Origin of the sequence: Martinezella calliandrae, assembly GCF_030272695.1 — a bacterium.
Taxonomy (GTDB): Bacteria; Pseudomonadota; Alphaproteobacteria; order Rhizobiales; family Rhizobiaceae; genus Rhizobium; species Rhizobium calliandrae.
On the sequence record NZ_JARFYN010000008.1, the window covers coordinates 26,844 to 52,271 of the forward strand.

Sequence of the window (25,428 nt, forward strand, 5' to 3'; positions counted from 1 at the left end):
AGATAATCTTACTTTTTTTTCGCAAATTGCAACTGGAATTACGAAGGCATTTTTGGCCCGCACGCAGCCGCAAGCGCGGCTTGCATTAACCCGCAAACCTGAATGGCAACCGTCTAACGCGTTCAGGCAAGGTTAATTCAGTATGACTAATCCTCTCTGAAGATATCGCTGCTCGCCGTGATTCGGCCCTAAGGGCACCGAAAATCGGTCGGCATTGCGCGGCATCAGCTCCGGGGGCTGGGTCCGTGATTCGGCGGACAAAGATAAGAAAAGGAGACTTTACCTATGGGAAAGCGATCCAGACTATTTGCCAGTGCAGCATTTCCACTGCTGTCCTTATCACTGGCATTCGAGCCGGCCGCTGCCACAGCGCTGCGCGAACAGGCCATCGCACCGATTAATAATGATGCTGCCAAGTCGGCCATCGCCAACGGCAATGCAAGTTTCCAAGTTGCGCAGGCGCAGCAAGCCCCGGATGGGCAGTCCGAAGAGGAACTGAAAAAGCACAAGAAGCCAGGCGGTGCAGAGCAGGGCGAGCCTCAGGGTCAGAAGCATGAGGCCGCGCCCGCCCAGCAGGGCGGAGCCGAGCCGCAGCCGAAGATGAAGGGCGCACAGCCAGAAGGGCAGCCCGAGCAAGCAAAGCCGGGCAAGCAGCAACAGGAAACACAGCAGCCCAAGCCGGTAGAGCCGCAGGCCGCACCGGAGACCCAGCAGGCTCAGCCGGAGCAAAAGAAGCACAAGCAGGACGCTGCGCAACAGCCGGAGGCAACACCGCAGACGAAGCCCGCTCAGCAGCAGGCAGCCCCTGAAGCGCAACAGCCGGCCCAGCCAGAGCTCAACAAGCATCAGAAGCAGCAGCCGACGGAACAGCAGGCCGCTCCCGCACAGAAACAGGCGCCGGCTGCCCAACAATCTCAGAGCCAGCAGGCTCAACCCGAGGCTCCAGCCCAGCCTGAGCTGAAGAAGCACCAAAAGCAGGGTCAACCGGCAGCTCCGGCCCAGCAGCCGGCGGAACAGCAGGCCGCGCCTGCCCAACAACAGGCGCCGGCCGCTCAACAGTCTCAGACGCAACAGGCTCAGCCGGGGACCCCAGCCCAGCCCGAATTGAAGAAGCATCTGCAGCAGCAGGCGCAACCGACGGCACCGGCGCAGCAACCCCAAGGAAAGCAGGCCGAGCCAGCTCAACAACAGGCGCCTGCCACGCAGCAGGCCGAGCCTGGCAAGGAAGTGCAGAAACCCAAGTTGTTGCCGGATGAACAGCAGGGCGGAAAACAGCCCGCAGCCAATCCTGGACAGCAGCCGGTTCAGCAGAGCCAAGGGCAGCAGGCTCAGCCGCAGCAGCCTCAGCCTCAGCCGCAGAACCAGGCGGCTCCGCAGCTCGGCAAACAACAGCAGCCGAATGTAGGAACCGCTGCTCCGGCGCAGGGCAATGCAACGCAGGCGCCCGCCAATGGCGCCGTGCAACAGGGTGCCCAGACGGCAGCGCCCGCCGCTGGTGGGCAGGTCTCGCCACAGGAATTGGAGCGTCGAAAGAAAGTCGCCGAAAATCCCGCGGCAAGCAATGAGACCGTTATTTTGCCGGTGCAGAACGGTGCTGCCGTGCTGGATAGCGACAAGGATGCGGCTCGACGCGGCCTTCGTCAGGGCGGCCAAGCTGCAGGCGGTCAGGCGGGCCAGGCCCAGACTGGACAAGGACAGGTCACGCAAGGACAGGCCGTGCAAGGGCAGAACGCCCAGCCGCAGCCAGCCTACAGCAAGCCACCGACGTCCGATGCCGAGGCGCAACGCGCAGTGGGCGGCCAGCAGCAACAGCCCGTCAGGATGGAAGCCATTACCAACGAGCAGGGCCGACGGCTCGACCGCCGGCCGGATTTCGCGCCGCCGGAAGGCGTCGCCGTCCAGCAAAACGGCAACGGCAATCAGGGCGGTCGCGTCATCTTGAATATCGACAACACCTACGTCGTCCGTCACGATGACAGCGAGCGCTTCGTCCGCGACGGCGAGCGTCCGATCTATGAGCAGCTTCCGCGCGATCGCTACCGTGAAACCATCGATCGTCCAGATGGCGATCGCATCATCACCGTGCGTAACCGCTATGGCGACGTCATTCAGCGCTCGCGCATCGATGCGCGCGGCCGCGAATATGTGCTGTTCTATTCGCCGGAATTGGAGGATCAGCCGGACCACGATGACTATTTCCGCGATCCCGGCGACGAGTTGCCACCGATGCGCCTGCGCATCCCGGTGAACCAGTACATCATCGACACCGGCACGGATCGTGAGGCGGATTACTACGACTTCCTGCGGGAGCCGCCCGTCGAGCCGGTGGAGCGGGTCTATTCGCTGAACGAAGTGCGTTATTCCGCCCGCATCCGTGACAAGGTGCGCCGTATCGACCTCGATACGATCACCTTTGCGACCGGTAGCTCGGAAATCCCGATGTCGCAGGCGAGCACGTTGCGCGGCGTCGCCGAGGCCATGAGCAAGATCGTCAAGAGGGACCCGACCGAGACCTTCCTGATCGAAGGCCATACGGATGCCGTCGGCACTGCGCAAAGCAACCTGGTTCTTTCCGATCAGCGTGCCGAATCCGTCGCCAACGTACTGACGGATGTCTACGGCATTCCGCCGGAAAACCTGGTAACCCAGGGTTACGGCGAGCAATATCTCAAGGTGAACACGCAGGCGCCCGAGCAGGAAAACCGCCGCGTTACCATCCGCCGTGTTACGGCATTGGTGCGTCCGGTCGCTTCGACGCAGTAAGCTCCATCTATCTCAAACGCTCAAGGGCCGTCGGGAAACCGGCGGCCTTCGTCATTTGGCCGGTTCGCCAAGGCCAACCGTCGCAACGATAAAATCGGCGATCGCCAAGGTATCGTCGAGATCGAAGATGGGCAGTGCGCCGGCATCCTCCACCGGATGATCGGCGGCAATGGCGACAATGTGTGGGTCTTGCGGCGCCAAGGGCGCGCGATTGGCAGCCTCCAGGCGGCGCGCTTCGATCTTTGGAATCGGTTCGCGCTTGTAGCCTTCGATCAGGATGAGGTCACACGGAGCGAGCCGTGCCAGGATTTCCTTGAAGCTCGGCTCCGGCTCGTCGCGCAATTCATGCATGATTGCGTAGCGCGTGCCGGAGACGATGGTGACCTCATGGGCTCCGGCTTCGCGATGGCGAAAGCTATCGGCGCCGACCTTGTCGATGTCGAAGTTATGGTGTGCATGCTTGATGGTCGAAATCTTATAGCCGCGTCGGGTGAATTCGGTGACGAGCCGCACCGCAAGCCCGGTCTTGCCGGAATTCTTCCAGCCGGCGATGCCGAAGATCTTGGGTCGCTTCCCGGTCATGACGTCTGCTCCAAGGCCGCGAGCCATCTCTCCGCGGCAATCAGGTCGTCTGGTGTGTTGATGTTGAAGAAGGGATCGAGGGGCTCGATCGGCGTTTGGATCGTTGCAAAATCGACTGTTCGGACCATGTGGCGTAAAAGAAAATCCCGGGCGCGCCGCTTGCCGTTCGTAAGAATCCAGGTCTCGAGATCGTCGGCGATGGTCATGGGCCAGAGGCCGAAGACCGGATGATCGCGGCCGAGCGACGCGGCAATCACGATTTCGTCGCGGCCTGCAATCGCTTGAGCCAGTCTGGCGACCAGATCGATGGGGAAGAACGGACTATCGATCGGCACGGTGGCGATATGGGATGCATGCGGGTGCTTCACGGTGGCATCGCGTATGGCGGTGAGCACGCCGGCGAGCGGGCCGAGCTTGCCGGGGATGGTATCGGGAACCAGCCGCAACCCTATCGCGTCCGGCCAGTCGGCGTCCGCATTCAGCGCGGCTGGCATCTTCTGCTGTTGTCCGATACGGGCTGCTATGCGCGTCAGAAGTCTTTCTCCGCCGAGCAGAGCGAACGCCTTGTTCGTGCCCATGCGGCTGGAACGGCCGCCGGCGAGCAGATAGGTCGGGATATCGGCGGGGTCGGTGATGAAGCCGGGCATGTTGGCGACCTCAGGCGGGCACACGCGGCTCTGTTGCCTTAGCGACACGCTCGGCCGCTTGCCGTTTGCTCTCCCGGTAGAATGTATAGAGACCGGAGGCGATGACAATGGCGGAGCCGATCATGGTCCAGGCATCCGGCATTTCGCCGAAGAATAGCAAGCCGAGCAATGCGGACCAGATGAGGCTTAGATAACGGAATGGTGCGACGAAAGAGATCTCGCCGGTGCGCATTGCCTGGATCACCGATTGATAGCCGACGAGCACCAGGATCGATGCGAGCAGGATGTGTGAGAACGAGGTGAGGCTGACCGGCTGCCAGCCGCCAAGCGGGACGATCGACAGGGCGCCGAAGACGGAGATCGAGATCGCGGTGCAGACCGTCACCATGAGCGAGGGTACATCCTCGCTGACGCAGCGCGTCGCGAGATCGCGGGCGGCGGTGGCGAACATACTGGCGACGACCAGCAGGGCGGCCGTGGTGAAACCGTCGGGGCCGGGGCGGATGATAATGAGGACGCCTACGAAGCCGACGGTGATTGCCGTCCAGCGCCGCCAGCCGACCGGCTCCTTCAGGAACAGCGCCGCGCCAAGGGTGACGGCGAGCGGCAGAGCCTGGAGAATGGCGGAAGCGTTGGCGATCGGCATCATGCCGAGCGCCGTGATATAGGTTGCCGCCGCAATCGCCTCGCAGACGACGCGCAGCGCGATCATCGGCTGCACGATGACGTTCCAGGAGCGCAACGCGCCCATATTCCGGGCAAGCAGATAGACGAAGACGCTGGTAAGGAGCCCGCGAATAAACATGATCTGGCCGGCATTCATCGCGACGATAACCGATTTGGACAGTGCATCGCTGCAGGAAAAGCCGGCCATTGCTGCGGCCATGTAGAGCGCACCCTGTGTATTCTTCGTCCGCGGCATCAAAGCGATTCCCTAGATATATCAGCTCGATCTACTGCGCTTTTCGGCAAATTGGAATCACTTGCTGTGTGGCGGCGGTCAAATTCGATTTTGCGTTGCCACGAATGTGTGAGATGCGCGCGCAAATTCTTGGGTGAAAATCGCAAAATTGGGGCAATTGTTGATTTTTACGCAGGTGGTACAACCTTTTGGGTCTGCGATTAATCCTTATTCAATCTTATTTCCCGAGGCTTTCGCCAAGTTTTGCATGAGGCAGACGCATGTACCGCAGCGCAGCAGGAATGATTGTCCCGCCTTCGCCGGATACCAGTTTATTTGGGGCGTGGCATGTTCTTCATTGATCGTCTTTTGCAAAGTCGCCGGATAGTGACAAAGGTTCTCATCTTCGTCGTGCCGCTGGTGGTGTTGATCGCCGGTGTCGGCTTGGTCGGCTATCACACGGCCAATATCCTCAACGGCCATATGACGGTAACGCGGGCGACGATCGAAAACATCAGCGATTTTGAGAATTTGCAGGCAGCCCTGCAGGAGTTCACCACGTCGCCATCCGAAGAGACGCGCGACGCGCTAGTCGGCAAGATTGATGCACAGGCTGCCGGTGTTCAGCGTCTGAGCGGCCTTTTGAGCGCCGATCAGCGTGCCAAGATCGCCGCGGTCAGCGACCTTTCCGACAAGATGCACGCTCAGACGACCACCCTCTGGAATATCAAGCAGAAGCAGGACAGCGATGTCGATGCAATCCAGAAGGCGGTGCTGGCCATTGAAGCCAGCGGGAAGGCGGCCGGCAAGCAGATCGATATCATCCGCAAGGACTTCAGCGACAAGGAGACCTTCGCCAAGGAATTGCTCTATGATGCCGCCGCCTATAAGGGCCTGTCGGAGAAGATGAGCAATCTGCGCATCCAGGTGCAGATGGCGGCCTCTCCCGATGAAGAGATCTCCGATGCGCGGACCTATACCGATGCCATTCTGAAGCAGGTCGCGACGTCGAAAGCCCTGGTCTCCAAGCGCGGCGCCGGGTTGGTCAATAGCGCGGCCGAGGCGGCCAATAAGCTCGATGCCGTCCTCAAGGGCAGCGGCACGTCCGACCAGAAGGTCGAGGCCATCGGGCCGATCCTGCAGAGCTTCGTGAAAATCGAAGGGGACATGACCCTGCAATCGGCCAAGAACGGCGACACTGCTGCCGACCGCTTCGTCAGCCTCGACAAGGTCATCGACGGCCAGAAGGAACTATTGGATCACGTCGACGAAGCGCTCGGCATCACCGATCGCCTGACGCTGCACGCGTCCCGCATGGAAAATGTCCGTGACGCCGCCTCGCGCGATGCCGTCATCGCGGATTTGAAGGACCTGCAGGGCGTCGGCGCAAAGATTTCGGCACTCGGTCAGACCAATGCCACGATGCGCGACTTTAGCGCCCATACTCAGCCTCTGATCGACAGCTTGACCAAGGGGTCGGCGGATCTGCTGCAGGCTACTGCCGATTGGAAAAAGACGCGTGTCGGCTCCAATAGTCTGCTTGCGGATGCAATGACGGCGCTGCGCAGCTTCGTTGCGCAGGCACAGGAGATCGGCAAGGAAGACAGTGAGCGCTCCGCCAATGTCTCCGTCATTGCCATGATCCTCGGTACGCTGCTTGCCATCGTTGGTGGCCTGATGCTGGTGGAAACGCTGCGTGGGCCGCTGAAGCGGGTTACCGAGATCATGACGAGGCTCGCAAGCGGGGATCTCGAAGTGGCGATCGACGGCCGCAATCGCGGTGACGAGATCGGCGACATGGTACGCTCTGTCACCGTCTTCCGGGATGCTGCTTTGGAGAACGTTCGGCTGGAGCGGGAGGCAGAGAGTGCTCGCGCCTTGTCGGCAGAGGAGGCGGCGCGCCGTGCCGCCGATCGCGCCCGTATCGAAGCCGAGCAGAAGCAGGCGCTGAATGCGCTGGCTGACGTTCTCACCAAGCTCGCTGACGGCAATCTGGAAGAGGGCATGCGCGAAGACCTCTCTGCCGATTTCATCGAAATGGCATTCACCTATAATCACGCTGTCGAAGCCTTGCGCGAGACCCTGACGGATGTCCGCCATACGGCCGAGGAAATCAAGGGTGGCACGGGCAATCTCGCCACGTCCGCCGATGATCTTGCGCGCCGCACCGAACAGCAGGCGGCCGCCCTTGAGGAAAGCTCACGCGCGCTGCATCGGTTGAGCGATGTCGTGCGCTCCACCGCCGATCGCGCGAAGCAGACGGCCGTTTCCGTCAACGAGACCCAGGCCTATGCGACCCAATCCGGCGAAGTCGTCGCCAAGGCCGTCGGCGCCATGAGCGAGATCAACCGCTCGTCTGAAAAGATCGCCACGATCATCGGCGTCATCGACGAGATCGCCTTCCAGACCAACTTGCTCGCGTTGAATGCCGGCGTTGAAGCGGCCCGCGCCGGGGAGGCCGGTCGTGGTTTTGCCGTCGTTGCCCAAGAGGTGCGCGAACTGGCACAACGCTGCGCCAATGCGGCCAAGGAGATCAAAGGCCTGATTTCGGCAAGCTCCGCGCAGGTGCAGAACGGCGTCTACCTGGTCGAGCAGACGGGCGCAGCCCTGAGCGAAATTATCGGGCACGTGACCGGCGTCCAGAAACTCGTTGCCGACATTTCCGCCGCTACGGCCGAGCAGTCGACCGGCATCGAGGAAGTTACGCGCGCTGTCGGCGAAGTCGAGTTGATCACGCAAAGGAATGCGGCGATGGTCGAAGAAAACAACGCCGAGATCCATGGTCTGCGCCAACGCGTCGACACGCTCTCCGACAAGATCGATCGTTTTCGCACCGGCGACGGCGACGAGGCATACGACAGTTACGACAACGATGCGGCCCGGTATCGCGCCGCCTAAGGAATTACATTAGGTAATAGCAATAAATAATTGAAGCGCCGGGCTTGCTGCCTGGCGTCTTTTTTTGATATTGCGAAAATCAGCCGCCCGTGACGCTCATGTGCCGAGCAACCGCCGGCCTGTTATGGGTGCGGTCGATGATGAAATCGTGACCCTTCGGCTTGCGGGTGATAGCTTCGTCGATGGCAGCATAGACAAGCGTATCGTCTTCACTGGCCCGCAGCGCCGTACGCAGGTCGGCAGCGTCGTTCTGGCCGAGGCACATAAAAAGCGTGCCGGTACAGGTCAGGCGCACACGGTTGCAGCTCTCGCAGAAGTTATGGGTGAGCGGCGTGATGAAGCCGAGGCGACCGCCCGTCTCGGTGACTTCGACATAACGGGCCGGGCCGCCGGTCTTGTAGGGGATGTCGTTCAGCGTGAATTGCCGCTCGAGATCGGCGCGCAATTTCGAGAGCGGCAGATAGCGATCGGTGCGATCTTCCTCGACCTCGCCCATCGGCATCGTCTCGATGACGGTCAAATCCATGCCGCGGCCATGGGCGAAGCGCAACAGTTCTGGTATCTCCGCCTCGTTGAAATCCTTGAGCGCCACGGCGTTGAGCTTGATCTTCAGGCCGGCCTTCTGCGCAGCATCAATACCCTCCATCACCTTGGAGAAATCGCCCCAGCGGGTGATGGCATGGAATTTATCGGGATCGAGCGTGTCGAGCGAAACGTTGATGCGGCGCACGCCGCTATCATAGAGTTCGTCGGCATAACGGGACATCTGTGAGCCATTGGTGGTCAGCGTGAGCTCGTCGAGGTCGCCCGCTTGAACGCGCTTGCCGAGCTGGCGAACCAGAAACATGATGTTCTTGCGCACCAGTGGCTCACCGCCGGTCAGCCTGATCTTGCGGACGCCTTTGGCAATGAAGGCGCAACAGATCCGGTCAAGTTCTTCGAGCGTCAACAGATCCTTCTTCGGCAGGAAGGTCATGTGTTCCGCCATGCAATAGGTGCAGCGGAAATCGCAGCGATCGGTCACGGAGACGCGCAAATAGGTGACCGCCCGCCCGAAAGGGTCGATCATTGGTGATGCATCCGCCACCAGCGGCGATCCGTTGCCAATCGTGCCGACGATGCTGTTCACAAAAACCTCCGTTGTCATGTTAATCTGTGCATAGGCGATTGTTGCGTCAAGGGAAATGCATTTTCAAAGGCACTTGCGCGTAAAAGGGTCGCGGCCTACTTCTCCGGATAGAAATTGGAACGCTTGGGGACATTGATGACTGACGTCTGGCCAACGGAGTTGAGAGTATCGAAGGACCGCCATCATCTGGTGGTGAGCTTCAGCGACGGCGCGAAATTCGATCTGTCGGCGGAAATGTTGCGCGTGCTTTCGCCATCAGCGGAGGTGCAGGGCCACGGACCGGGGCAGAAGATCACCGTACCGGGTAAACGCAATGTCGGGATCATGTCGATGACGCCGACCGGCAATTATGCGGTGCGCATCGGCTTTGACGACATGCACGATACTGGCATTTTCACCTGGGCTTACCTGCGGGAACTCGGCGAGAAGGGTCCGGAACTTTTCGCGGCCTATGAGGCCGAGCTCAAAGAAAAGGGATTGAGCCGCGACGTGGCTGGCAAACCGCATTAGCGTTATCAGCATTGGGGGGTGGGCATGGCAGGCGGGGATCCGGGACGCTGGCTGCGCGCCAGGGGCAGCAAAAGCCAAAGCAGGGTCTCTTTTGTCGAATTGTTTTTAGACCTCGTTTTCGTCTTCTCGATTTCGCAGCTTTCGCATGCGCTCGGCGATCATTTCACGCCTCTTGGCGCACTCGAAGCGGGCATGCTGATTTTTGCCGTCTGGTGGGTGTGGATTTTCACCGCCTGGGTAACGAGCTGGCTCGATCCGGACCGTATGCCGGTTCGGATCATGCTCTTCGTCCTGATGTTCGCCGGACTTGTTGTCTCCGCATCCATTCCGGACGCGTTTGCTGAGAAAGCCATTTTCTTTGCCGGCGCCTATGTGTTCATGCAGGTCGGGCGCTCGTTATTCACGATCTATGCTCTGAAGGATGTCAGCCCCGCCAATTATCGCAATTTCATTCGCATCACCTGCTGGCTGATATTGTCTGGCCTCTTCTGGATTGGAGGCGCGGTGATGGAAGGCGAGACACGCGTGGTGCTATGGCTGGCCGCGCTTTCGATCGACTATGTCGCGCCCGCCTTCGGCTTTCCCGTTCCCGGGCTTGGCAAGTCGACCGCGGCGAATTTAGATGTTTCAGGTGCGCATCTTGCCGAGCGCTGCGCGCTCTTCATCATCATCTGCCTGGGTGAAGCGATCCTGCAGGCAGGCAAGATATTTGCCGAACAGCCGCTCTCACCGTTGATCGTCACGGTATTCATTACCGTCTTCGTCGGCACCGTCGCCATGTGGTGGATCTATTTCCAGTTCGGCCATGAGCGCACCGCCCATCGCATCGAACAGGACGAGACACCGGGAAGTCTGGCGCGGCAGGCTTTCACCTATGCGCATATCCCGATCCTTGCCGGTATCATCCTGAGCGTCGTCGGCAATGGGTTCCTGTTCTCCCATCCGCACGATCAAGCCGACATGCATGCCGGCGCAGCGATCCTTGGCGGGCCAGCAATGTTTGTCGTCGGCAATCTCTGGTTCAAGGGGGCGACGAGGGGCCGGCCGCCGCTGTCGCATCTCGTCGGACTTGCGGGCCTCGGGCTGTTGCTTCTTGCGCTCTCGCAGATCGATGTCTACCAGCTCGGTATCCTTTCGACCGCCGTGCTTGTCGTCGTGGCGATCTGGGAGTTCGCCTCACTGACCCGCGCCGTGCCGTTGGCCCGGCCGCCGGGCAGTCACTGATCGTCGGCCATTTCCAGAGGCTCACGCTCTTCGCGCAGCAACAGGCTGACGATGCGTTCCATATGCGCCGTCATGATGTCACATTCCTCGAGCGGCGCGTCCGAGAGCATACGGTCGATGAGATGTGTCTGGATGGCCATCGCCTCTTGCGTCACGCGCCGGCCTTCCCCCGTCAGATAAAGCCGCAATACGCGCTTATCGTGTTTGTCGCCGCGGCGTTCTATGAGGCCGCGTTTTTCCATTTGCGGCAGCAGCATGCTCATGTTGGAGCGACCGACCAGCAGCTTGCGAGCCAACTCCTGCTGCGAAATGCCTTCGAAACGGAAGAGGTTGACGAGAATGTCGAGATGCGGCGGCTTGATGTCGAGATGGACGAGCGCCCGGCCGAGCGACTGTTGCATCAATTGGCAGGCGCGGGCAACGGCGATCCAGCTGCGAAACCGCGGATGGTCCCAAGGCAGGGATTGATTTTTGTTCATCGTTGTACTTTATTGTTCATGATTGAACATTAATGGATTCTCACTATGCCATCCTTTGCGCTTAAGGTCACCCGGCTGGGCTTGTCCAGCCTTGGCAGGATTTTGCCGCGACTTGCCGGCAAGGCCGCCTTCAGGCTTTTCTGTCTGACACCGTCGCGTCGGCCTCGGGGCGCCAAGGCAGAGGTCACATTTGCGCAGGGCAGGGCGCGTCTGAGTTCCGCCGAGACCATCATGCTCGCCTTTCAAGGCGGACAGGCAATGGCCTATCGCTTCAACGGCGGCGCCAAGGGCCGGCGCGAGCGCTTTCTTGTCGTCCATGGCTGGGGCTCCAGTAGTGAATATATGTCGGAACTCACGGTCTTTCTCGCGGGTACGGGCGCCGAGGTGATCTCGCTGGACCTGCCGGGTCATGGCCGCTCGCCCGGGCGCTTTCTCAATGTGCGTCTCGCCGTCTCGGCGATTGCCGCGGCGGCGGAGCGCTTCGGCCCGTTCGATGCCACCATCGGCCATTCTTTCGGCGGCGCGTCCATCGCAATTGCCGCGGCCGGCTTTCTGCCCGGTATCGAACCGGTCCTGCCGGGTCGCCTCGTGCTGATCGGCGCGCCGTGCGCGATGGCCTGGCTGTTTACCGATTTCGGCAGGCTGATGGAACTTGATCCCGCGACGCAGGCGGCACTTGAGGCGGAGGTTGGCCGTGTCACCTGTAGGAAACTTAAGGAGTACGATGCGGCGCGTGGTGTTCGTGGCCTCGGCAGGCCGGTGCTGGTCATTCACGCCGAGGATGACAAGGAAGTCAGCGCCGACCATGCCCGCGCCTACGCCGCAGCTGGCGATCATGTTCGCCTTTTCTGGGCGAACGGCTTCGGCCATCGCCGCATCGTTAGTGCCGCCCCGGTGCTTACGGCGATCGGCGAATTCCTGGAGGAGGCGCCGGCGTCCGCAAGGCGCGAAAATGCGCTCGAAACTGACGGCGTATCGGTGATATCGTTTCCTCGGACGTCGGTGCGACGCGTGTCATAGCCGCATCATGCCTTGCGTCCAGCCCGCCGACATATGGAGCAAAAAGACGCGAGGGAACATGCGGATCATCACTTCCGTTGAAGAATTGAATGAACTTTACGGCAGCGCCAGCGAGGCAGCGATTGCCAAGGTGACGACTGCGCTGACGCCGCTCTATCGCCAGATGATCGAGGCATCGCCTTTCGTGGCGCTGGCCTCGGTCGGACCGGAAGGCCTGGATTGTTCGCCACGCGGCGATATCGGTGGCGTCGTGCGCGTAAAAGACGACAAGACGCTGCTGCTTCCCGATTGGCGCGGCAATAATCGCGTCGATTCGCTCGCCAATATCGTCCGCGATCCGCGAATCGCACTGATGTTCTTGATCCCGGGTTCGAACACCACCATGCGCCTCAATGGCCGGGCGGTTGTTTCCATCGAGGAGAGCCTGCTGGCGAGCTTCGAAATGGAGGGCAAGCATCCGCGCGCCGTCGTGGTGATCTCCATCGACGAGGTCTATTTTCAATGTGGCCGGGCGGTGATGCGTGCTGAACTCTGGAAGCCTGAGACATTTGTCGATCCGGTAAGCCTGCCGACGCCCGGTATGCTGTCGAAGGCGGTGAGGGACGATTTCGATCACGAGACCTATGATCGCGAATGGCCGGCGCGAGCCGCCAAGAGCATGTGGTAACAAAAATCCGCCGGCGCGCCCAAGGAAGGCAGCGCCGGCGCATTGGTATCGGCTGCGATTTCAGGTCTTGTAGATGAGCCAGCTCTTGGTGAAATCTTTCTGCATGCCGTCCTGATAAACATAGCTGCAGTTGCGGCCCGCATTCTTGGCGCAATAGAGCGCAATATCGGATTTGCTGTAGAGTTCGCCTGGGTCTGCGGCTTCCGAGGCCATGCAGATGCCGAGCGAGATGGTGATCGGCCCGTAATTCACCTTGGTGCGGGAGTTCTTGAACGGCGTTGCTTCTAGCGTGCGGCGGATCCGCTCGCAGATCGCCAAGACCTCTTCCGACGTATTGCCTTCCAGGATCAGCGCGAATTCCTCACCGCCGGTGCGGGCGACAAATGCCTCGCGGCGGACATTGGCGCGGATGAGGGAGGCGACGGTGGCGAGGATCTTGTCGCCGACCGGATGGCCGTATGTGTCGTTGATCTTCTTGAAATGATCGATATCGGTCAGCACCAGCGCCGTCACGGGCCGGGCCATAGGGTTGTCGAAAATGGCGGCCAGACGGTCATCGAAGGCACGGCGATTGGAAAGCCGCGTCAGAGAATCGGTGTTGGCGATGCGCTTGTATTCGTCCAGTTCCTTGCGCACCTGGTCCATTTCCTGGCTGCGCTGGGCGACGTTCTCGACGGTTTTTTCTCCATGCGCCATGGTGTCGCCGGTCGCTTCCGCCAGGATGTCGATGGCGCTGCGCGGCAGGTCGACGCTGTTGTTGTTCTTGGACGTGATGCGTTCGCAGGTTTCGCCGAGCAGCCGGTTGTAGCTTTCCAGCGAGGTTTGTTCTTGTCGCAGCGTGCGCAGCACGCCGTCGAGTTCAGTGGTCAGGCGGGCGTGGGCGTCATCGAAAACGCGGCTGGCATGGTGGTCGAAATACTGAGCGCCAAGTGCGTCCAGTTCTTCTTGCGTAGCGTTGCTGCCGAGTGTGGCGAGCTCGCGGGTCAGGGCAGGGTTGGAACCAATATAGGCTTCATAGAAAAGTTCATAATTGCGCGGGATCGGCGCGACCCCCATGGATCGCATGGCATAGGTAATCTGTCCTGCCACGTCGGGAACTTGCGCCTTGGGCGCAACTACCGTACTCATCGGCGAACTCCGTAAAATGATCTAGTAAAAGCACTATTTTTAGTTAGCCTAAGATCCTTTGAAAAAGATTAAGGCAATGAACGCAAAATTTTATATATAAATTCGGCCCGAGAAATAACTTCATTATAATATAGAAACACTTGCGAAGAAGGCGCTAGGAACCGCGCCTTCCTTTTGTTTGTTTCGGTGACGAGGTTCAGCCGAGATTGAGCTCCTGGAAGAAATCATTGCCCTTGTCATCGATGACGATGAAGGCAGGGAAGTCTTCGACGTCGATTTTCCAGACCGCTTCCATGCCGAGTTCGGGATATTCCAGCACCTCGACTTTTTTGATGCAGTCCTGAGCAAGGCGCGCGGCCGGGCCGCCGATCGAACCTAGATAGAAGCCGCCATGGGCCTTGCAGGCCTCGCGCACGGCGCGAGAGCGATTGCCCTTGGCGAGCATGACCATCGAGCCTCCAAAGGACTGGAACTGGTCGACATAGCTGTCCATTCGTCCGGCCGTCGTCGGTCCGAATGAACCCGAGGCATAGCCTGCCGGGGTTTTGGCCGGGCCGGCATAGTAGACGGGGTGGTTTTTCAGGTAGTCCGGCATGCCCTGACCTCTTTCCAGACGCTCGCGGATTTTTGCGTGCGCCAGGTCGCGGGCGACGATGATGGTGCCAGTCAGTGACAGCCGGGTCTTGACCGGGTGCCGGGACAGTTCCGCCAAGATGTCGGCCATCGGCCGATTGAGGTCGATGCGGACCACCGATTCGGAAAGCTTAGCTTCGTCGATTTCTGGCATGTATTTCGACGGATTGGTTTCCAGCTGTTCGATGAAGATGCCATCACGGGTGATCTTGCCCTTGGCCTGGCGATCAGCGGAACAGGAGACGCCAAGGCCGATCGGCAGCGAAGCGCCGTGGCGGGGCAGGCGGATAACGCGGACATCGTGACAGAAATATTTGCCTCCGAATTGCGCGCCAACACCGAGGCTCTGAGTGAGCTTGTGAATTTCCTTTTCCATTTCGATATCCCGGAAGGCATGCCCGCTTTCGGAGCCCTCAGTCGGAAGACTATCGAGATAACGCGTCGAGGCGAGCTTGACGGTCTTGAGGTTCATCTCGGCCGAAGTGCCGCCGATGACGATCGCCAGATGGTAGGGAGGACAGGCCGCCGTGCCCAGCGTCAGGATCTTCTCCTTAAGGAAATCCAGCATGCGGTCGTGGGTGAGCAGCGACGGCGTGCCCTGATAGAGAAAGGTCTTGTTGGCCGAGCCGCCGCCTTTGGCGACGAAGAGGAATTCGTAGGCGTCGGTACCTTCCTCATAAATATCGATCTGGGCGGGAAGGTTGTTTTTGGTGTTCTTTTCCTCGAACATCTTGATGGGCGCGAGCTGCGAGTAGCGCAGGTTCTTCTTTTCGTAGGCGTCGAGCACACCCTTTGCCAGAGCCGCGCTATCGCCGCCTTCGGTCCAGACGCGACGGCCTTTCTTGCCCATGATGATTGCAGTGCCGGTGTCCTGGCACATGGGCAGCACGCCGCCTGCGGCGATATTGGCATTTTTCAAGAGGTCGTAAGCGACGAAGCGGTCGTTATCGGTCGCCTCGGGGTCCTCGAGGATCAAAGCAAGCTGCTGCAGATGACCGGGGCGCAGCAGGTGATTGATATCGGCGAAGGCTGTTTCGGCAAGCAGTCGGATGCCCTCGGGATCGACGGTAAGGATGTCCTGGCCCTTGAAGGTATCGACGGAGACGTAGTCGCCGGAAATCTTGCGGTAAGGGGTGGCGTCGTCGCCGAGGGGAAAGAGATCGTCTGCCATGCGGGGGACCTTTCAATGCCATTTTGTGGTCAATGCCATGATGTGGCGGAAGAGACGTTTGCGATGGGTCTAAATCCGGCAAGGTCCAAATGCAATTGGCTGGATGTCACAACTGAATTTCAAGGGATGTGATTGTCAATGTCTCGTAGACAATCGGTGCTCAGATCGTTGTCTTGAGAGAACGACAAGCAAGGCGCACATATGAAGTCAGCAGGTCGGGCGAGGTGCCCCAAAAAGCCCTGAGACAGGTTGAGATCATGGATTTCTCCCACAATCATCACCACCACATTTCTCCGCTAGCGGTTGCCGCCGCGCTCGTCGGAGTGAGCATGCTGGCACTTAGTCACAGTGGCTATCTGCAACATGCCTTTCATAAGGAAATCATGGCGTCGATCAATCCGGCCGACGTCCTGACCGCCGCCGATATGATGCCGCAGCATAAAAGCAACGGCACACCCGTGCACTGAAGGTCGATTTGTCGGAACGCTACGATCTGCCGCATTCCATTCATCGCAGACGGAGCGCTTCCGGCAAATATCGGAAGCGCTTTTTCACCCGGCAGAATTCACTTCGGCCCAATCATCGTCTCTGGCCGAACGATGGCGTCATAGTCTTGCGCCGAAACCAGACCACTCGCCAAGGCCTCTTCTTTCAACGTCGTACCGTTCTTATGCGCCGTCTTGGCGATCTTGGCGGCATTGTCATAACCAATCTTCGGCGCCAGCGCCGTCACCAGCATCAGCGAGCGCTCCAGACCAGCCTTGATATTGTCCTCGCGTGCCTTGATGCCGACGACGCAATTGTCGGTGAAAGAGACGGCGGCGTCGCCGAGCAATTGGACCGATTGCAGGAAGTTATAGGCCATCATCGGATTATAGACGTTGAGTTCGAAATGACCCTGGCTGTCGGCAAATGTCAGCGCGGCATTGTTGCCGAAGATGTGGATGCAAACCTGCGTCATGGCTTCGCATTGCGTCGGATTGACCTTCCCCGGCATGATCGACGAACCCGGTTCGTTTTCCGGCAGCGCTAGCTCGCCGAGGCCGGAGCGGGGACCCGAACCTAGCAGGCGGATGTCATTGGCAATCTTGAAGAGAGCGGCGGCGGCGGCATTGATGGCGCCATGACTGAAGACCATCGAGTCATGGGCGGCCAGCGCCTCGAACTTGTTCGGCGCGGTGACGAAGGGCAGGCCGGTGATCCCGGCGATCTCGCTTGCAACCTTTTGCGCAAAGCCAACAGGCGCATTGAGGCCGGTTCCGACGGCGGTGCCGCCTTGGGCAAGTTCAAAAAGGCCCGGCAGCGTCAGTTCGATGCGCTTGATAGCCGAGGCGACCTGCGCGGCGTAGCCGGAAAATTCCTGGCCGAGGGTCAACGGTGTTGCATCCTGCGTATGGGTGCGGCCGATCTTGATGATATGGGCGAAGTCGGCAACCTTCTTTTCCAGCGCCGCATGGAGATGTTTGAGGCTCGGTAGCAGATGATGAACGATCTGCTCGGCGCAGGCGATGTGCATTGCCGTCGGATAAGTGTCGTTCGACGATTGGCTCATATTGACGTGGTCGTTCGGATGCACCGGCCTCTTGGAGCCCATGACGCCGCCCAACATTTCGATCGCGCGGTTCGAGATCACCTCATTGGCATTCATATTCGACTGCGTGCCGGAGCCCGTCTGCCAGACGACCAGCGGGAAATGATCATTGAGCTTGCCGTCGATGACCTCCTGGGCGGCCTCGACGATCACTTTTCCGAGAGCGGGGTCCAACTGACTAAGCTCCATGTTGGCACGCGCGGCCGCCTGCTTGACGATGCCGAGGGCGCGTACGATCGATAGCGGCTGCTTTTCCCAGCCGATCTTGAAGTTGCCAAGCGAGCGCTGCGCCTGTGCGCCCCAATAGCGGTCGCTTGCTACTTCGATCGGGCCAAAAGTGTCGGTTTCAGTGCGGGTGGCGGTCATTCTGTCTGATCCTGCTTTTCCGTTGAAAAGGATAGCCGTCATATAGGTCCGAACGACGATCAAGAAAACAGCGGCACAAAGGATTTCATGACTATCGTCATCATGTTATCCGGGCGCAGCGCGAAGGCCGTGTTCTTTTTAACACGCTCGATAGATATTCTTCAGAGTGTCTTTATTGCCACTCAAAAACAGCGCGAAACTTCAATAAAAAATTAACTAATAATTTCATAATTTTGTTCGGACTAAACCGCGAAGGACGCTTCGGCTTCGTCACACAAAGTTGAGACATTGAACGAAAGGCGGGTCTGGCCGTTTTAATTCTAATGGTTAAACGGTGTTTCGAACATCGTGGCCGAGTTGAACTGAAAACAGCGCCGTCTGCCTCGAGGCTACCGCATGACACGGGGACTGATTAGAGAATGAAACTTGTCACTAAAGCCGCAGCATCCGTTCTGGCGCTTTCCTGCTGCATCTCCGCCGCCGGCACGACCTGCGCAAATGCCATGACCCTCATGGACTTCATTCGCGGGGGCCAAGGGCGCCAGGAGAGCACGCAGGTCTCTGCTCCGCTCAACGCCAATCGCGGTCAACCGGGCCTTCGCTCCGTCGCGCCGGTGCAGACAAAAGAGCCGCTCCCCACGGTCAGCGCGCCGAAATATTACACCTACAAGCCCGAGCCTATGCGCCTCGTGGCATCCGACCGCTTTGCCGATCCGGTGGTGACCGGGGCCGTTGCGGACGCGTCGACGACGCCGGTCGCCGTCGATACCAGCGCTTCGCAGCGTCGCTTCCTGACCGACGCTCGCGTGATGGCGACGAATGACATCGCCAAGGCGCTCGAGGCCTATTATGCCGACCAAAGCAAGCCGCTGCTCTGGGTTGCCGACAATGTCATCAACGACAAAGCGAAAGCAGCCATGGCTGTTCTGGCCGATGCCGGCTCCGTCGGCCTCGATCCGGCCGATTATGCCGTTCAAGCCCCAAGCTTCGATCCCGCAAGTGTCGATCCGACCATGCGTGGCCGTGCCTTGATGCAATTCGAGCTTGCACTTTCCGGCAAGGTGCTGATGTTCGTCCAGGATACGGTTCGCGGTCGTCTCGACCCGAACAAGATCTCCGGTTATCACGATTTCAAGCGCAAGGACGTCGATCTGGCGCCCATTCTCGGCCTGCTGCAGGCAAGCTCGGATGTTAGCGCCTATCTCAACGGCCGCAGTCCTTCGAACCAGGAGTTCATGGAACTGAAGGCCGAGCTTGCCAAGCTTCGTGGCGAAAGCAGCGATGGCGCCCATATCTCCATCGCGTTGAACGGTACCCTGAAACCGGGCGGCAGCTCGCCGGAGATGGCCAACATCGTCAAGGCCATCCAGCAACGCGGTTCGGACGCGCTGAAGGTCAAGAACGCCGTCACGCTGGCGGCCTATGCTGGCACACCTGACTATACGCCGGAGCTCGTCTCGCTGGTCGAAGACTTTCAGAAGGAAAAGGGCCTGACATCAGACGGCGTTATCGGCCAGTCTTCCGTTCGCGCGATGGTCGGCGAAAATAGCGACGTGAAGATCCAGAAGCTGGTCATCGCCATGGAGCAGTTGCGCTGGCTGCCGAACGAGCTTGGCCCGCGCTATGTTTTCATCAACCAGCCGGCCTTCATGGTCTACTATCACAACAACAACCAGGAACAGCTGTCGATGCGTGTCGTCGTCGGCGGCAAGCAGCATCAGACCTTCTTCTTCGAGAACCAGATCCAGACTGTTGAATTCAACCCATTCTGGGGTGTTCCGCAGTCGATCATCATCAACGAGATGCTGCCGAAGCTTCGTGGCGATCCGAACTATCTCGACCGCATGGGCTATCAGGTCGAGGTCGGCGGCCATGCGGTCGCGTCTTCCAGCGTCGACTGGTACGGCTCTACCAAAAATGTCTCCGTCCGCCAGCCGCCGAGCAGCGACAATGCACTGGGCGAACTGAAGATCCTCTTCCCGAACTCGCACGCGATCTACATGCATGACACGCCGCAAAAGAGCTTCTTCAAGAAGGATATGCGTGCGCTCAGCCACGGCTGCGTCCGCCTTGCCGACCCGCGCGCCATGGCAGCTGCCGTCATGAACACGACGGTCGACGATATCGCAAAGCAGATCGCCACCGGCCAGAACAAGGCCGTGCCCGTACCGCAGAAAATCCCGATCTACATCGCTTACTTCACCGCCTGGCCGAATAAGGACGGCGTCGTGCAGTATTTCAACGATGTCTACGATCGCGATGCGGCAACGCAGACGGCGCTCGACGCGACGACCAAGGCGCGGTCGGCTCAGATCTGATTGGGGATGAGACTAAGTATACCAGGAGGCGGCCATTCGGCCGCCTCTTTGTCTATGCAGCCAAAAGGTCGCGGACGAGCGCCGGTGTTAGCTCGTCATAGTGGGTGATGACCCGGTTCGGGCCGAGGGTATCGACACTCACATCCGAATAGCCGAAGGGGACAGCGATGGAAGGGACGCCGGCATTGCGGGCAACCAGAATGTCGTTGATACTGTCGCCGATCATCACGGTGCGGCGAAGGTCACCGCCGGCTCGTTCCACGGTGCCGATCAGGTGCTCCGCATTCGGCTTGCGAACGGTGAAAGTATCGCCCCCGGTGATCGCCTCGAAATAGTGGGTGAGCCCCAGCCGCTCCAGAAGGGTGCACGCGAGCTGCTCCATCTTGTTCGTGCAGACAGCGAACTTGTAGCCTTGTGCCTTCAAGGCGTCCAATGCCGCAAGCAGACCCGGATAGGGCTGCGTCAGGCCAGGCATCGTCTCGATATAGTGCTCGATGAATCGCTGCAACAATGTCGGCAGTTCCTCCGACTTCAGGATATAGCCTTGCAGCTTGCAGGCGCGTTCGATCATGACCTGGGCGCCATTGCCGACAAGATAGGTCAGGTCGCTGTAGTTGACCGGCGCCAGTTTCAATGCGGCAATCGTATGGTTGAGGCTTTCGACGAGATCCGCGTGGGTATCGAGCAGCGTGCCGTCGAGATCGAATACGACAAGGGGAGATTTCACGAGGAATCGGCCTTTGGGTAAGAAGAACAAGCAGGTCTTCCGAGTTAGAAGATCAGGCTGGCAATTGCAACCGAAGGCTCCGCAAGCTTGTCCGAATATGGCCGCTGATTTCTAAGCGGTGCCGTTATTTTGGCTTTCGTTTGCCAGGAGAGCCGTGTAAACAGCACACCAACGCAACAATGGGAGCAGTGGCGCATGGACGCCCGCCAAATGAAGATCGAGGCTGCAAGGGCGGCTCTGACCTATGTCGGGAGCGGCACGCGGCTCGGCATCGGCACGGGCAGCACGGCGGAAGAGTTCGTTCGGTTGCTCGCAGAGAAAGTGGCGGCAGGCCTTGCAATCGAGGGCGTTGCGACCTCCGAGCGGACGGCCAGGCTTTGTGTCGAACTCGGCGTGCCGATGAAATCGCTCGATGAACTTCCCGAGCTTGATCTCACCATCGACGGCGCCGACGAGGTGGACGGTGCTCTACGTCTGATCAAAGGCGGTGGAGGCGCGTTGCTGCGCGAAAAGATCGTCGCAGCTTCGTCGGCTCGGATGATCGTCATTGCCGACGAAAGCAAGGTCGTCGAGACCCTTGGCGCTTTTGCGCTGCCGATCGAGGTCAATCCGTTTGGCCTCGTTTCCACGCGTATCCTGATCGAGAAGGCCGCATCCCGTCTTGGCCTTTCCGGCGCACTCAACCTTCGCCGGTCGGGTGATCGCAACTTCATGACCGACGGTGGACATTTCATTATCGACGCATCTTTTGGCCGCATTCCTGATGCAGAGGCGCTGTCGATTGAGCTGCATTCGATTCCCGGTGTTGTCGAACACGGGCTCTTCATCAACATGGCGACACTTGCGATCATTGCCGGTCCGGCCGGCGCGCACACGTTGCAGGCGAACAATACATAGGAGCACTGAACTCATGATCAAAATTGCGGGTCTTGGCCGTTTTGCCGCTGCGACCATCGTTCTTTCAGGCATCGCGCTCGGTTCCGCCAGCGCTCAGGAAGTCACGGAAGATCAGATCAAGGCCGCACGGGCTGCTATCAACGCGCTAGGCATCACGAACCAGTTCGACAATATCCTGCCGAATCTCGCCGAGCAGCTGAAGAGCACGATGATCCAGGCTAATCCGAACTTCGGTGACGCCATCAATTCGTCCGTCGACGCAACCGCGCTTGCTCTGGCGCCGCGCCGCGCCGACCTCGAGCGGGAAGCGGCTGTGACCTATGCGAAGGCTTTCACTGCCGACGAGCTGAAGGCGATCGCCGATTTCTACAACTCGCCGGCCGGCAAGAAGCTCCTCAAGGACGGCCCGATTGCAACGCGCGAGCTCTATAAGGCCGCTGACATCTGGGGGCAGGGCATCTCGCGCGATCTAGCCAACCAAAGCAGCGACGCTCTGCAAAAGGTGGTGAAGGCCCCGATCACTCCCGCGCCGACAGATGCCGACAATGCTCAGCCGGCAACAGCGGCTCCGGCACAGAAGCCGGCAGCGAAGAAGTAAGCTCGATCCCGTCCATGATCTGATCCGAAAATCGCTTCACTTCCAAAGCCCGGATATTATTTCCGGGCTTTTCTTTTTCCGCTTCGAAATCCTATATCAGGGGCGACCCTTTTTCGCGTCTCGCGCAGCTTGATTTTTCTAGGAGTATCCGATGCCTTCCTTTGATTTCGATCTTTTCGTCATTGGCGGCGGTTCGGGAGGTGTGCGCAGCGCGCGTGTCGCCGCATCGCTCGGAAGGAAGGTCGGCATCGCCGAAGAGTATCGCTATGGCGGCACCTGCGTCATCCGTGGCTGTGTGCCGAAGAAGCTCTTCGTCTACGCCTCGCAATTTAGCGAGCATTTTGAGGATGCTGCCGGCTTCGGCTGGACAGTCGGCGAAAGCACATTCGACTGGAAGAAGCTGATCGAGGCGAAGGACAAGGAAATCGCCCGCCTAGAAGGGCTCTATCGCAAGGGTCTCGACAACGCCAAGGCCGAAATCTTCGATACGCGCGCCGAGCTCATCGATGCTCATACGATCCGCCTACTGAAGAGCGGCAGGATCGTCACCGCCGAAACGATCCTCGTCGCCACCGGCGGTACGCCGAACCTGCATCCGGCGCTGCCTGGCCACGAGCTCTGCATCTCCTCCAACGAGGCTTTCCATTTGGAGCAACTGCCGAAATCGATCCTGATTGCCGGCGGCGGCTATATCGCCGTGGAATTCGCCAATATCTTCCATGGGCTCGGTGTCGAGACAACATTGATCTATCGCGGAGCCGAGATCCTGTCGCGTTTCGACCAGGACCTGCGCAAGGGCCTGCATGAGGCAATGGAGGCCAAGGGCATCCGCATCCTCTGCCATGACATCATTGCAAGCGTGACGAAGACGGAAGACGGCTTGGGCGTTCTTACAAAGAACGACAAGGTTTTGAAGGTAGACACGGTGATGCTGGCGCTTGGCCGCACGCCGAATACCAAGAATATCGGGCTCGACGCTGCGGGCGTGGCAGTCAACGAACTCGGCGCTATCGTCGTCGACGAATATTCGCGGACTTCGGTGCCGAACATCTATGCGCTTGGCGATGTCACCGATCGGGTACAATTGACGCCCGTGGCGATCCATGAGGCCATGTGCTTCATCGAGACCGTCTACAAGGACAATCCTACCCGTCCCGATCACGAATTGATCCCGACTGCCGTCTTCTCACAGCCGGAGATTGGCACAGTCGGCCTGACCGAAGAGGACGCCGCCAAGCGTTATCCGGAACTCGAAGTCTTTCGCGCCCAGTTCAGACCGATGAAGGCGACACTATCTGGCCGCAACGAGAAGACGATCATGAAGCTGATCGTCAATGCCGCCGATCGCAAGGTGATCGGCGCGCACATTCTCGGCCATGACGCCGGCGAGATGGCGCAATTGCTTGGCATTCCCGTGAAGGCCGGCTGCACAAAGGAAGATTTCGACCGCACCATGGCAGTACATCCCACGGCCTCCGAGGAACTGGTAACGATGTATACGCCAAGCTATCGCATCCGCAACGGCGTGCGGGTATAGGAATAGGCTAGTAATTCCACCGCGCATAAAAGACCAACCGAGCAGTTGGTCCGCCTTTGCAAGAGGCGGGCAAAGGTTTATAAGCGCGCGTTATTTGTGACGGCGGGCACTTGGCGAAGACCGAGTGCGGAAACAGGTGAGTGAGATGGCAGAAAATTGGACACCGAGCAGTTGGCGGCAAAAACCGATCCAGCAGGTGCCGGAATATCCGGATCAGGCAGCGCTGGCAGCCACGGAAGCACAGCTTGCAAGCTACCCGCCGCTCGTTTTTGCCGGTGAAGCTCGCCGTCTGAAGGCACATCTTGCCAATGTCGCCGAAGGTAACGGTTTCCTGCTGCAGGGCGGAGACTGCGCCGAAAGCTTCGCCGAGCACGGCGCCGACACGATACGCGATTTCTTCCGGGCATTCCTGCAGATGGCTGTCGTCTTGACATTTGGTGCGCAGCTGCCTGTCGTAAAGGTCGGCCGCATTGCCGGTCAATTCGCCAAGCCGCGCTCTTCGGCCGTCGAGACCCAGGATGGCGTGACGCTGCCGAGCTATCGCGGCGACATCGTCAATGGCATCGAGTTCACTCAGGAAGCGCGTATCCCCAATCCGGAGCGCCAACTGATGGCTTATCGCCAGTCGGCCGCGACGCTCAATCTCCTGCGCGCTTTCGCCATGGGTGGCTATGCCAACCTCGAGAACGTGCACAAGTGGATGCTCGGTTTCGTCAAGGACAGCCCGCAGGGCGAGCGCTACCGCAAGCTCGCCGACCGCATCAGCGAGACCATGGACTTCATGAAGGCGATCGGCATCACCGCCGAGAGCAATCCAAGTCTGCGCGAGACGGATTTCTTCACCAGCCATGAAGCACTGTTGCTCGGCTATGAGGAAGCGTTCACGCGCGTCGATTCTACCTCGGGCGACTGGTACGCGACCTCCGGTCACATGATCTGGATCGGCGACCGCACCCGCCAGGCCGACCACGCCCATGTGGAGTATTTCCGCGGCATCAAAAATCCACTCGGCCTGAAGTGTGGTCCTTCGCTGCAGGCTGACGATCTGCTGAACCTCATCGATATCCTTAACCCTTCCAACGAGGCCGGCCGCCTGACGCTGATCTGCCGTTTCGGCCACGAAAAGGTTGCCGACAATCTGCCGCGTCTCATTCGCGCGGTCGAGCGCGAAGGCCGCAAGGTCGTCTGGTCCTGCGATCCGATGCATGGCAACACGATTACGCTCAACAACTACAAGACGCGGCCGTTCGAGCGCATCCTGTCGGAAGTCGAAAGCTTCTTCCAGATACACCGCGCGGAAGGCACGCATCCGGGCGGCATCCATATCGAGATGACCGGCAAGGACGTCACCGAATGCACGGGTGGCGCCCGCGCCGTCACGGCCGATGATTTGCAAGATCGCTACCATACGCATTGCGATCCGCGCCTCAATGCCGATCAGGCCTTGGAGCTTGCCTTCCTGCTCGCCGAACGCATGAAGGGCGGCCGGGACGAGAAGCGTCTGCGCGCGCACGGCTGATCGCGAGCTCTAGGAAAACATATTTTGCGAACGGGCCGGCTCATGCCGGCCCGTTTGCTTTTCTGCTTTCGCAATCAATCTCGCTGAAGCCTGCTTCATTTCTTTGCATTTGACGCAACCGGC

21 protein-coding genes are annotated in these 25,428 nt (G+C 59.5%); 12 read left to right on the forward strand and 9 right to left on the reverse strand.

What is annotated here, in order from left to right; genetic code table 11:
- Positions 1 to 285: 285 nt before the first annotated feature.
- Entirely contained in the window at positions 286 to 2,763 is a 2,478-nt protein-coding gene (locus tag PY650_RS08035) for an OmpA family protein (protein WP_285878560.1), read from the forward strand.
- 51 nt (positions 2,764 to 2,814) lie between these two features.
- On the opposite strand, the gene mobB is transcribed toward PY650_RS08035, so the two are convergent.
- Genes mobB through PY650_RS08050 form a run of 3 tightly spaced genes read right to left on the reverse strand, consistent with a single transcriptional unit; the run spans position 2,815 to position 4,914 of the window.
- Complete coding sequence (gene mobB / locus PY650_RS08040) at positions 2,815 to 3,345, reverse strand: molybdopterin-guanine dinucleotide biosynthesis protein B (protein WP_285878562.1); 531 nt, start codon at positions 3,343 to 3,345, stop codon at positions 2,815 to 2,817.
- Positions 3,342 to 3,992: a molybdenum cofactor guanylyltransferase MobA gene (gene mobA, locus PY650_RS08045; RefSeq protein WP_285878563.1), complete on the reverse strand. Its 651-nt coding sequence runs from the start codon at positions 3,990 to 3,992 to the stop codon at positions 3,342 to 3,344. The genes mobB and mobA overlap by 4 nt, the downstream gene beginning before the upstream one ends.
- A gap of 10 nt (positions 3,993 to 4,002) precedes the next feature.
- On the reverse strand, positions 4,003 to 4,914 hold the full coding sequence (locus tag PY650_RS08050; protein ID WP_285878564.1) for a DMT family transporter: 912 nt from the start codon (positions 4,912 to 4,914) through the stop codon (positions 4,003 to 4,005).
- Positions 4,915 to 5,241: 327 nt separating this feature from the next.
- Here PY650_RS08050 and PY650_RS08055 point away from each other — a divergent pair, with 327 nt between their 5' ends.
- Positions 5,242 to 7,791, forward strand: a complete 2,550-nt coding sequence (locus tag PY650_RS08055; RefSeq protein ID WP_285878565.1) for a methyl-accepting chemotaxis protein — start codon at positions 5,242 to 5,244, stop codon at positions 7,789 to 7,791.
- Positions 7,792 to 7,870: 79 nt separating this feature from the next.
- On the opposite strand, the gene moaA is transcribed toward PY650_RS08055, so the two are convergent.
- Positions 7,871 to 8,920: a GTP 3',8-cyclase MoaA gene (moaA, locus tag PY650_RS08060; protein ID WP_285878566.1), complete on the reverse strand. Its 1,050-nt coding sequence runs from the start codon at positions 8,918 to 8,920 to the stop codon at positions 7,871 to 7,873.
- Between the two features lie 135 nt (positions 8,921 to 9,055).
- Between moaA and PY650_RS08065 the strand changes: the two genes are divergently transcribed.
- Positions 9,056 to 9,430: a gamma-butyrobetaine hydroxylase family protein gene (locus PY650_RS08065; protein ID WP_285878567.1), complete on the forward strand. Its 375-nt coding sequence runs from the start codon at positions 9,056 to 9,058 to the stop codon at positions 9,428 to 9,430.
- A 24-nt stretch (positions 9,431 to 9,454) separates the two neighbouring features.
- Complete coding sequence (locus PY650_RS08070) at positions 9,455 to 10,654, forward strand: low temperature requirement protein A (protein ID WP_285878568.1); 1,200 nt, start codon at positions 9,455 to 9,457, stop codon at positions 10,652 to 10,654.
- On the opposite strand, the gene PY650_RS08075 is transcribed toward PY650_RS08070, so the two are convergent.
- On the reverse strand, positions 10,648 to 11,133 hold the full coding sequence (locus tag PY650_RS08075; RefSeq protein WP_285878569.1) for a MarR family winged helix-turn-helix transcriptional regulator: 486 nt from the start codon (positions 11,131 to 11,133) through the stop codon (positions 10,648 to 10,650). The two genes, PY650_RS08070 and PY650_RS08075, sit on opposite strands and share 7 nt — an antisense overlap.
- A gap of 45 nt (positions 11,134 to 11,178) precedes the next feature.
- On the opposite strand from PY650_RS08075, the gene PY650_RS08080 reads away from it, so the two are divergent.
- Together PY650_RS08080 and PY650_RS08085 are read left to right on the forward strand one after the other, a co-directional pair.
- Positions 11,179 to 12,153, forward strand: a complete 975-nt coding sequence (locus tag PY650_RS08080; protein WP_285878570.1) for an alpha/beta hydrolase — start codon at positions 11,179 to 11,181, stop codon at positions 12,151 to 12,153.
- Between the two features lie 58 nt (positions 12,154 to 12,211).
- Positions 12,212 to 12,820 carry a pyridoxamine 5'-phosphate oxidase family protein gene (locus PY650_RS08085; protein ID WP_285878571.1) on the forward strand — a complete coding sequence of 203 codons (609 nt, stop codon included), beginning with the start codon at positions 12,212 to 12,214 and terminating at the stop codon, positions 12,818 to 12,820.
- A gap of 60 nt (positions 12,821 to 12,880) precedes the next feature.
- Here PY650_RS08085 and PY650_RS08090 read toward each other — a convergent pair whose 3' ends face one another.
- A complete protein-coding gene (locus tag PY650_RS08090) occupies positions 12,881 to 13,948 on the reverse strand; it encodes a GGDEF domain-containing protein (RefSeq protein ID WP_285878573.1) in 1,068 nt (355 codons plus the stop codon).
- Between the two features lie 196 nt (positions 13,949 to 14,144).
- Positions 14,145 to 15,752, reverse strand: coding sequence for a fumarate hydratase (locus PY650_RS08095; RefSeq protein ID WP_285878574.1), 1,608 nt, complete (start codon positions 15,750 to 15,752; stop codon positions 14,145 to 14,147).
- 257 nt (positions 15,753 to 16,009) lie between these two features.
- Between PY650_RS08095 and PY650_RS08100 the strand changes: the two genes are divergently transcribed.
- Positions 16,010 to 16,219 carry a hypothetical protein gene (locus PY650_RS08100; RefSeq protein ID WP_285878575.1) on the forward strand — a complete coding sequence of 70 codons (210 nt, stop codon included), beginning with the start codon at positions 16,010 to 16,012 and terminating at the stop codon, positions 16,217 to 16,219.
- Between the two features lie 98 nt (positions 16,220 to 16,317).
- Here PY650_RS08100 and fumC read toward each other — a convergent pair whose 3' ends face one another.
- Positions 16,318 to 17,709: a class II fumarate hydratase gene (gene fumC / locus PY650_RS08105; RefSeq protein ID WP_285878577.1), complete on the reverse strand. Its 1,392-nt coding sequence runs from the start codon at positions 17,707 to 17,709 to the stop codon at positions 16,318 to 16,320.
- Positions 17,710 to 18,128: 419 nt separating this feature from the next.
- Here fumC and PY650_RS08110 point away from each other — a divergent pair, with 419 nt between their 5' ends.
- Complete coding sequence (locus PY650_RS08110) at positions 18,129 to 20,027, forward strand: L,D-transpeptidase family protein (RefSeq protein ID WP_285878579.1); 1,899 nt, start codon at positions 18,129 to 18,131, stop codon at positions 20,025 to 20,027.
- 52 nt (positions 20,028 to 20,079) lie between these two features.
- Here PY650_RS08110 and PY650_RS08115 read toward each other — a convergent pair whose 3' ends face one another.
- Entirely contained in the window at positions 20,080 to 20,754 is a 675-nt protein-coding gene (locus PY650_RS08115; protein WP_285878581.1) for an HAD family hydrolase, read from the reverse strand.
- A 195-nt stretch (positions 20,755 to 20,949) separates the two neighbouring features.
- Here PY650_RS08115 and rpiA point away from each other — a divergent pair, with 195 nt between their 5' ends.
- The 4 genes from rpiA to PY650_RS08135 all read left to right on the forward strand — a co-directional run bounded on the left by rpiA (position 20,950) and on the right by PY650_RS08135 (position 25,305).
- Entirely contained in the window at positions 20,950 to 21,651 is a 702-nt protein-coding gene (gene rpiA / locus PY650_RS08120; RefSeq protein ID WP_285878583.1) for a ribose-5-phosphate isomerase RpiA, read from the forward strand.
- A gap of 13 nt (positions 21,652 to 21,664) precedes the next feature.
- Positions 21,665 to 22,249 (forward strand): DUF2059 domain-containing protein, encoded by a 585-nt coding sequence (locus PY650_RS08125; protein ID WP_285878585.1) that lies wholly within the window; start codon positions 21,665 to 21,667, stop codon positions 22,247 to 22,249.
- A 151-nt stretch (positions 22,250 to 22,400) separates the two neighbouring features.
- Positions 22,401 to 23,786 (forward strand): glutathione-disulfide reductase, encoded by a 1,386-nt coding sequence (gene gor / locus PY650_RS08130; protein WP_285878587.1) that lies wholly within the window; start codon positions 22,401 to 22,403, stop codon positions 23,784 to 23,786.
- A gap of 145 nt (positions 23,787 to 23,931) precedes the next feature.
- On the forward strand, positions 23,932 to 25,305 hold the full coding sequence (locus PY650_RS08135; RefSeq protein ID WP_285878589.1) for a class II 3-deoxy-7-phosphoheptulonate synthase: 1,374 nt from the start codon (positions 23,932 to 23,934) through the stop codon (positions 25,303 to 25,305).
- Positions 25,306 to 25,428: the final 123 nt, after the last annotated feature.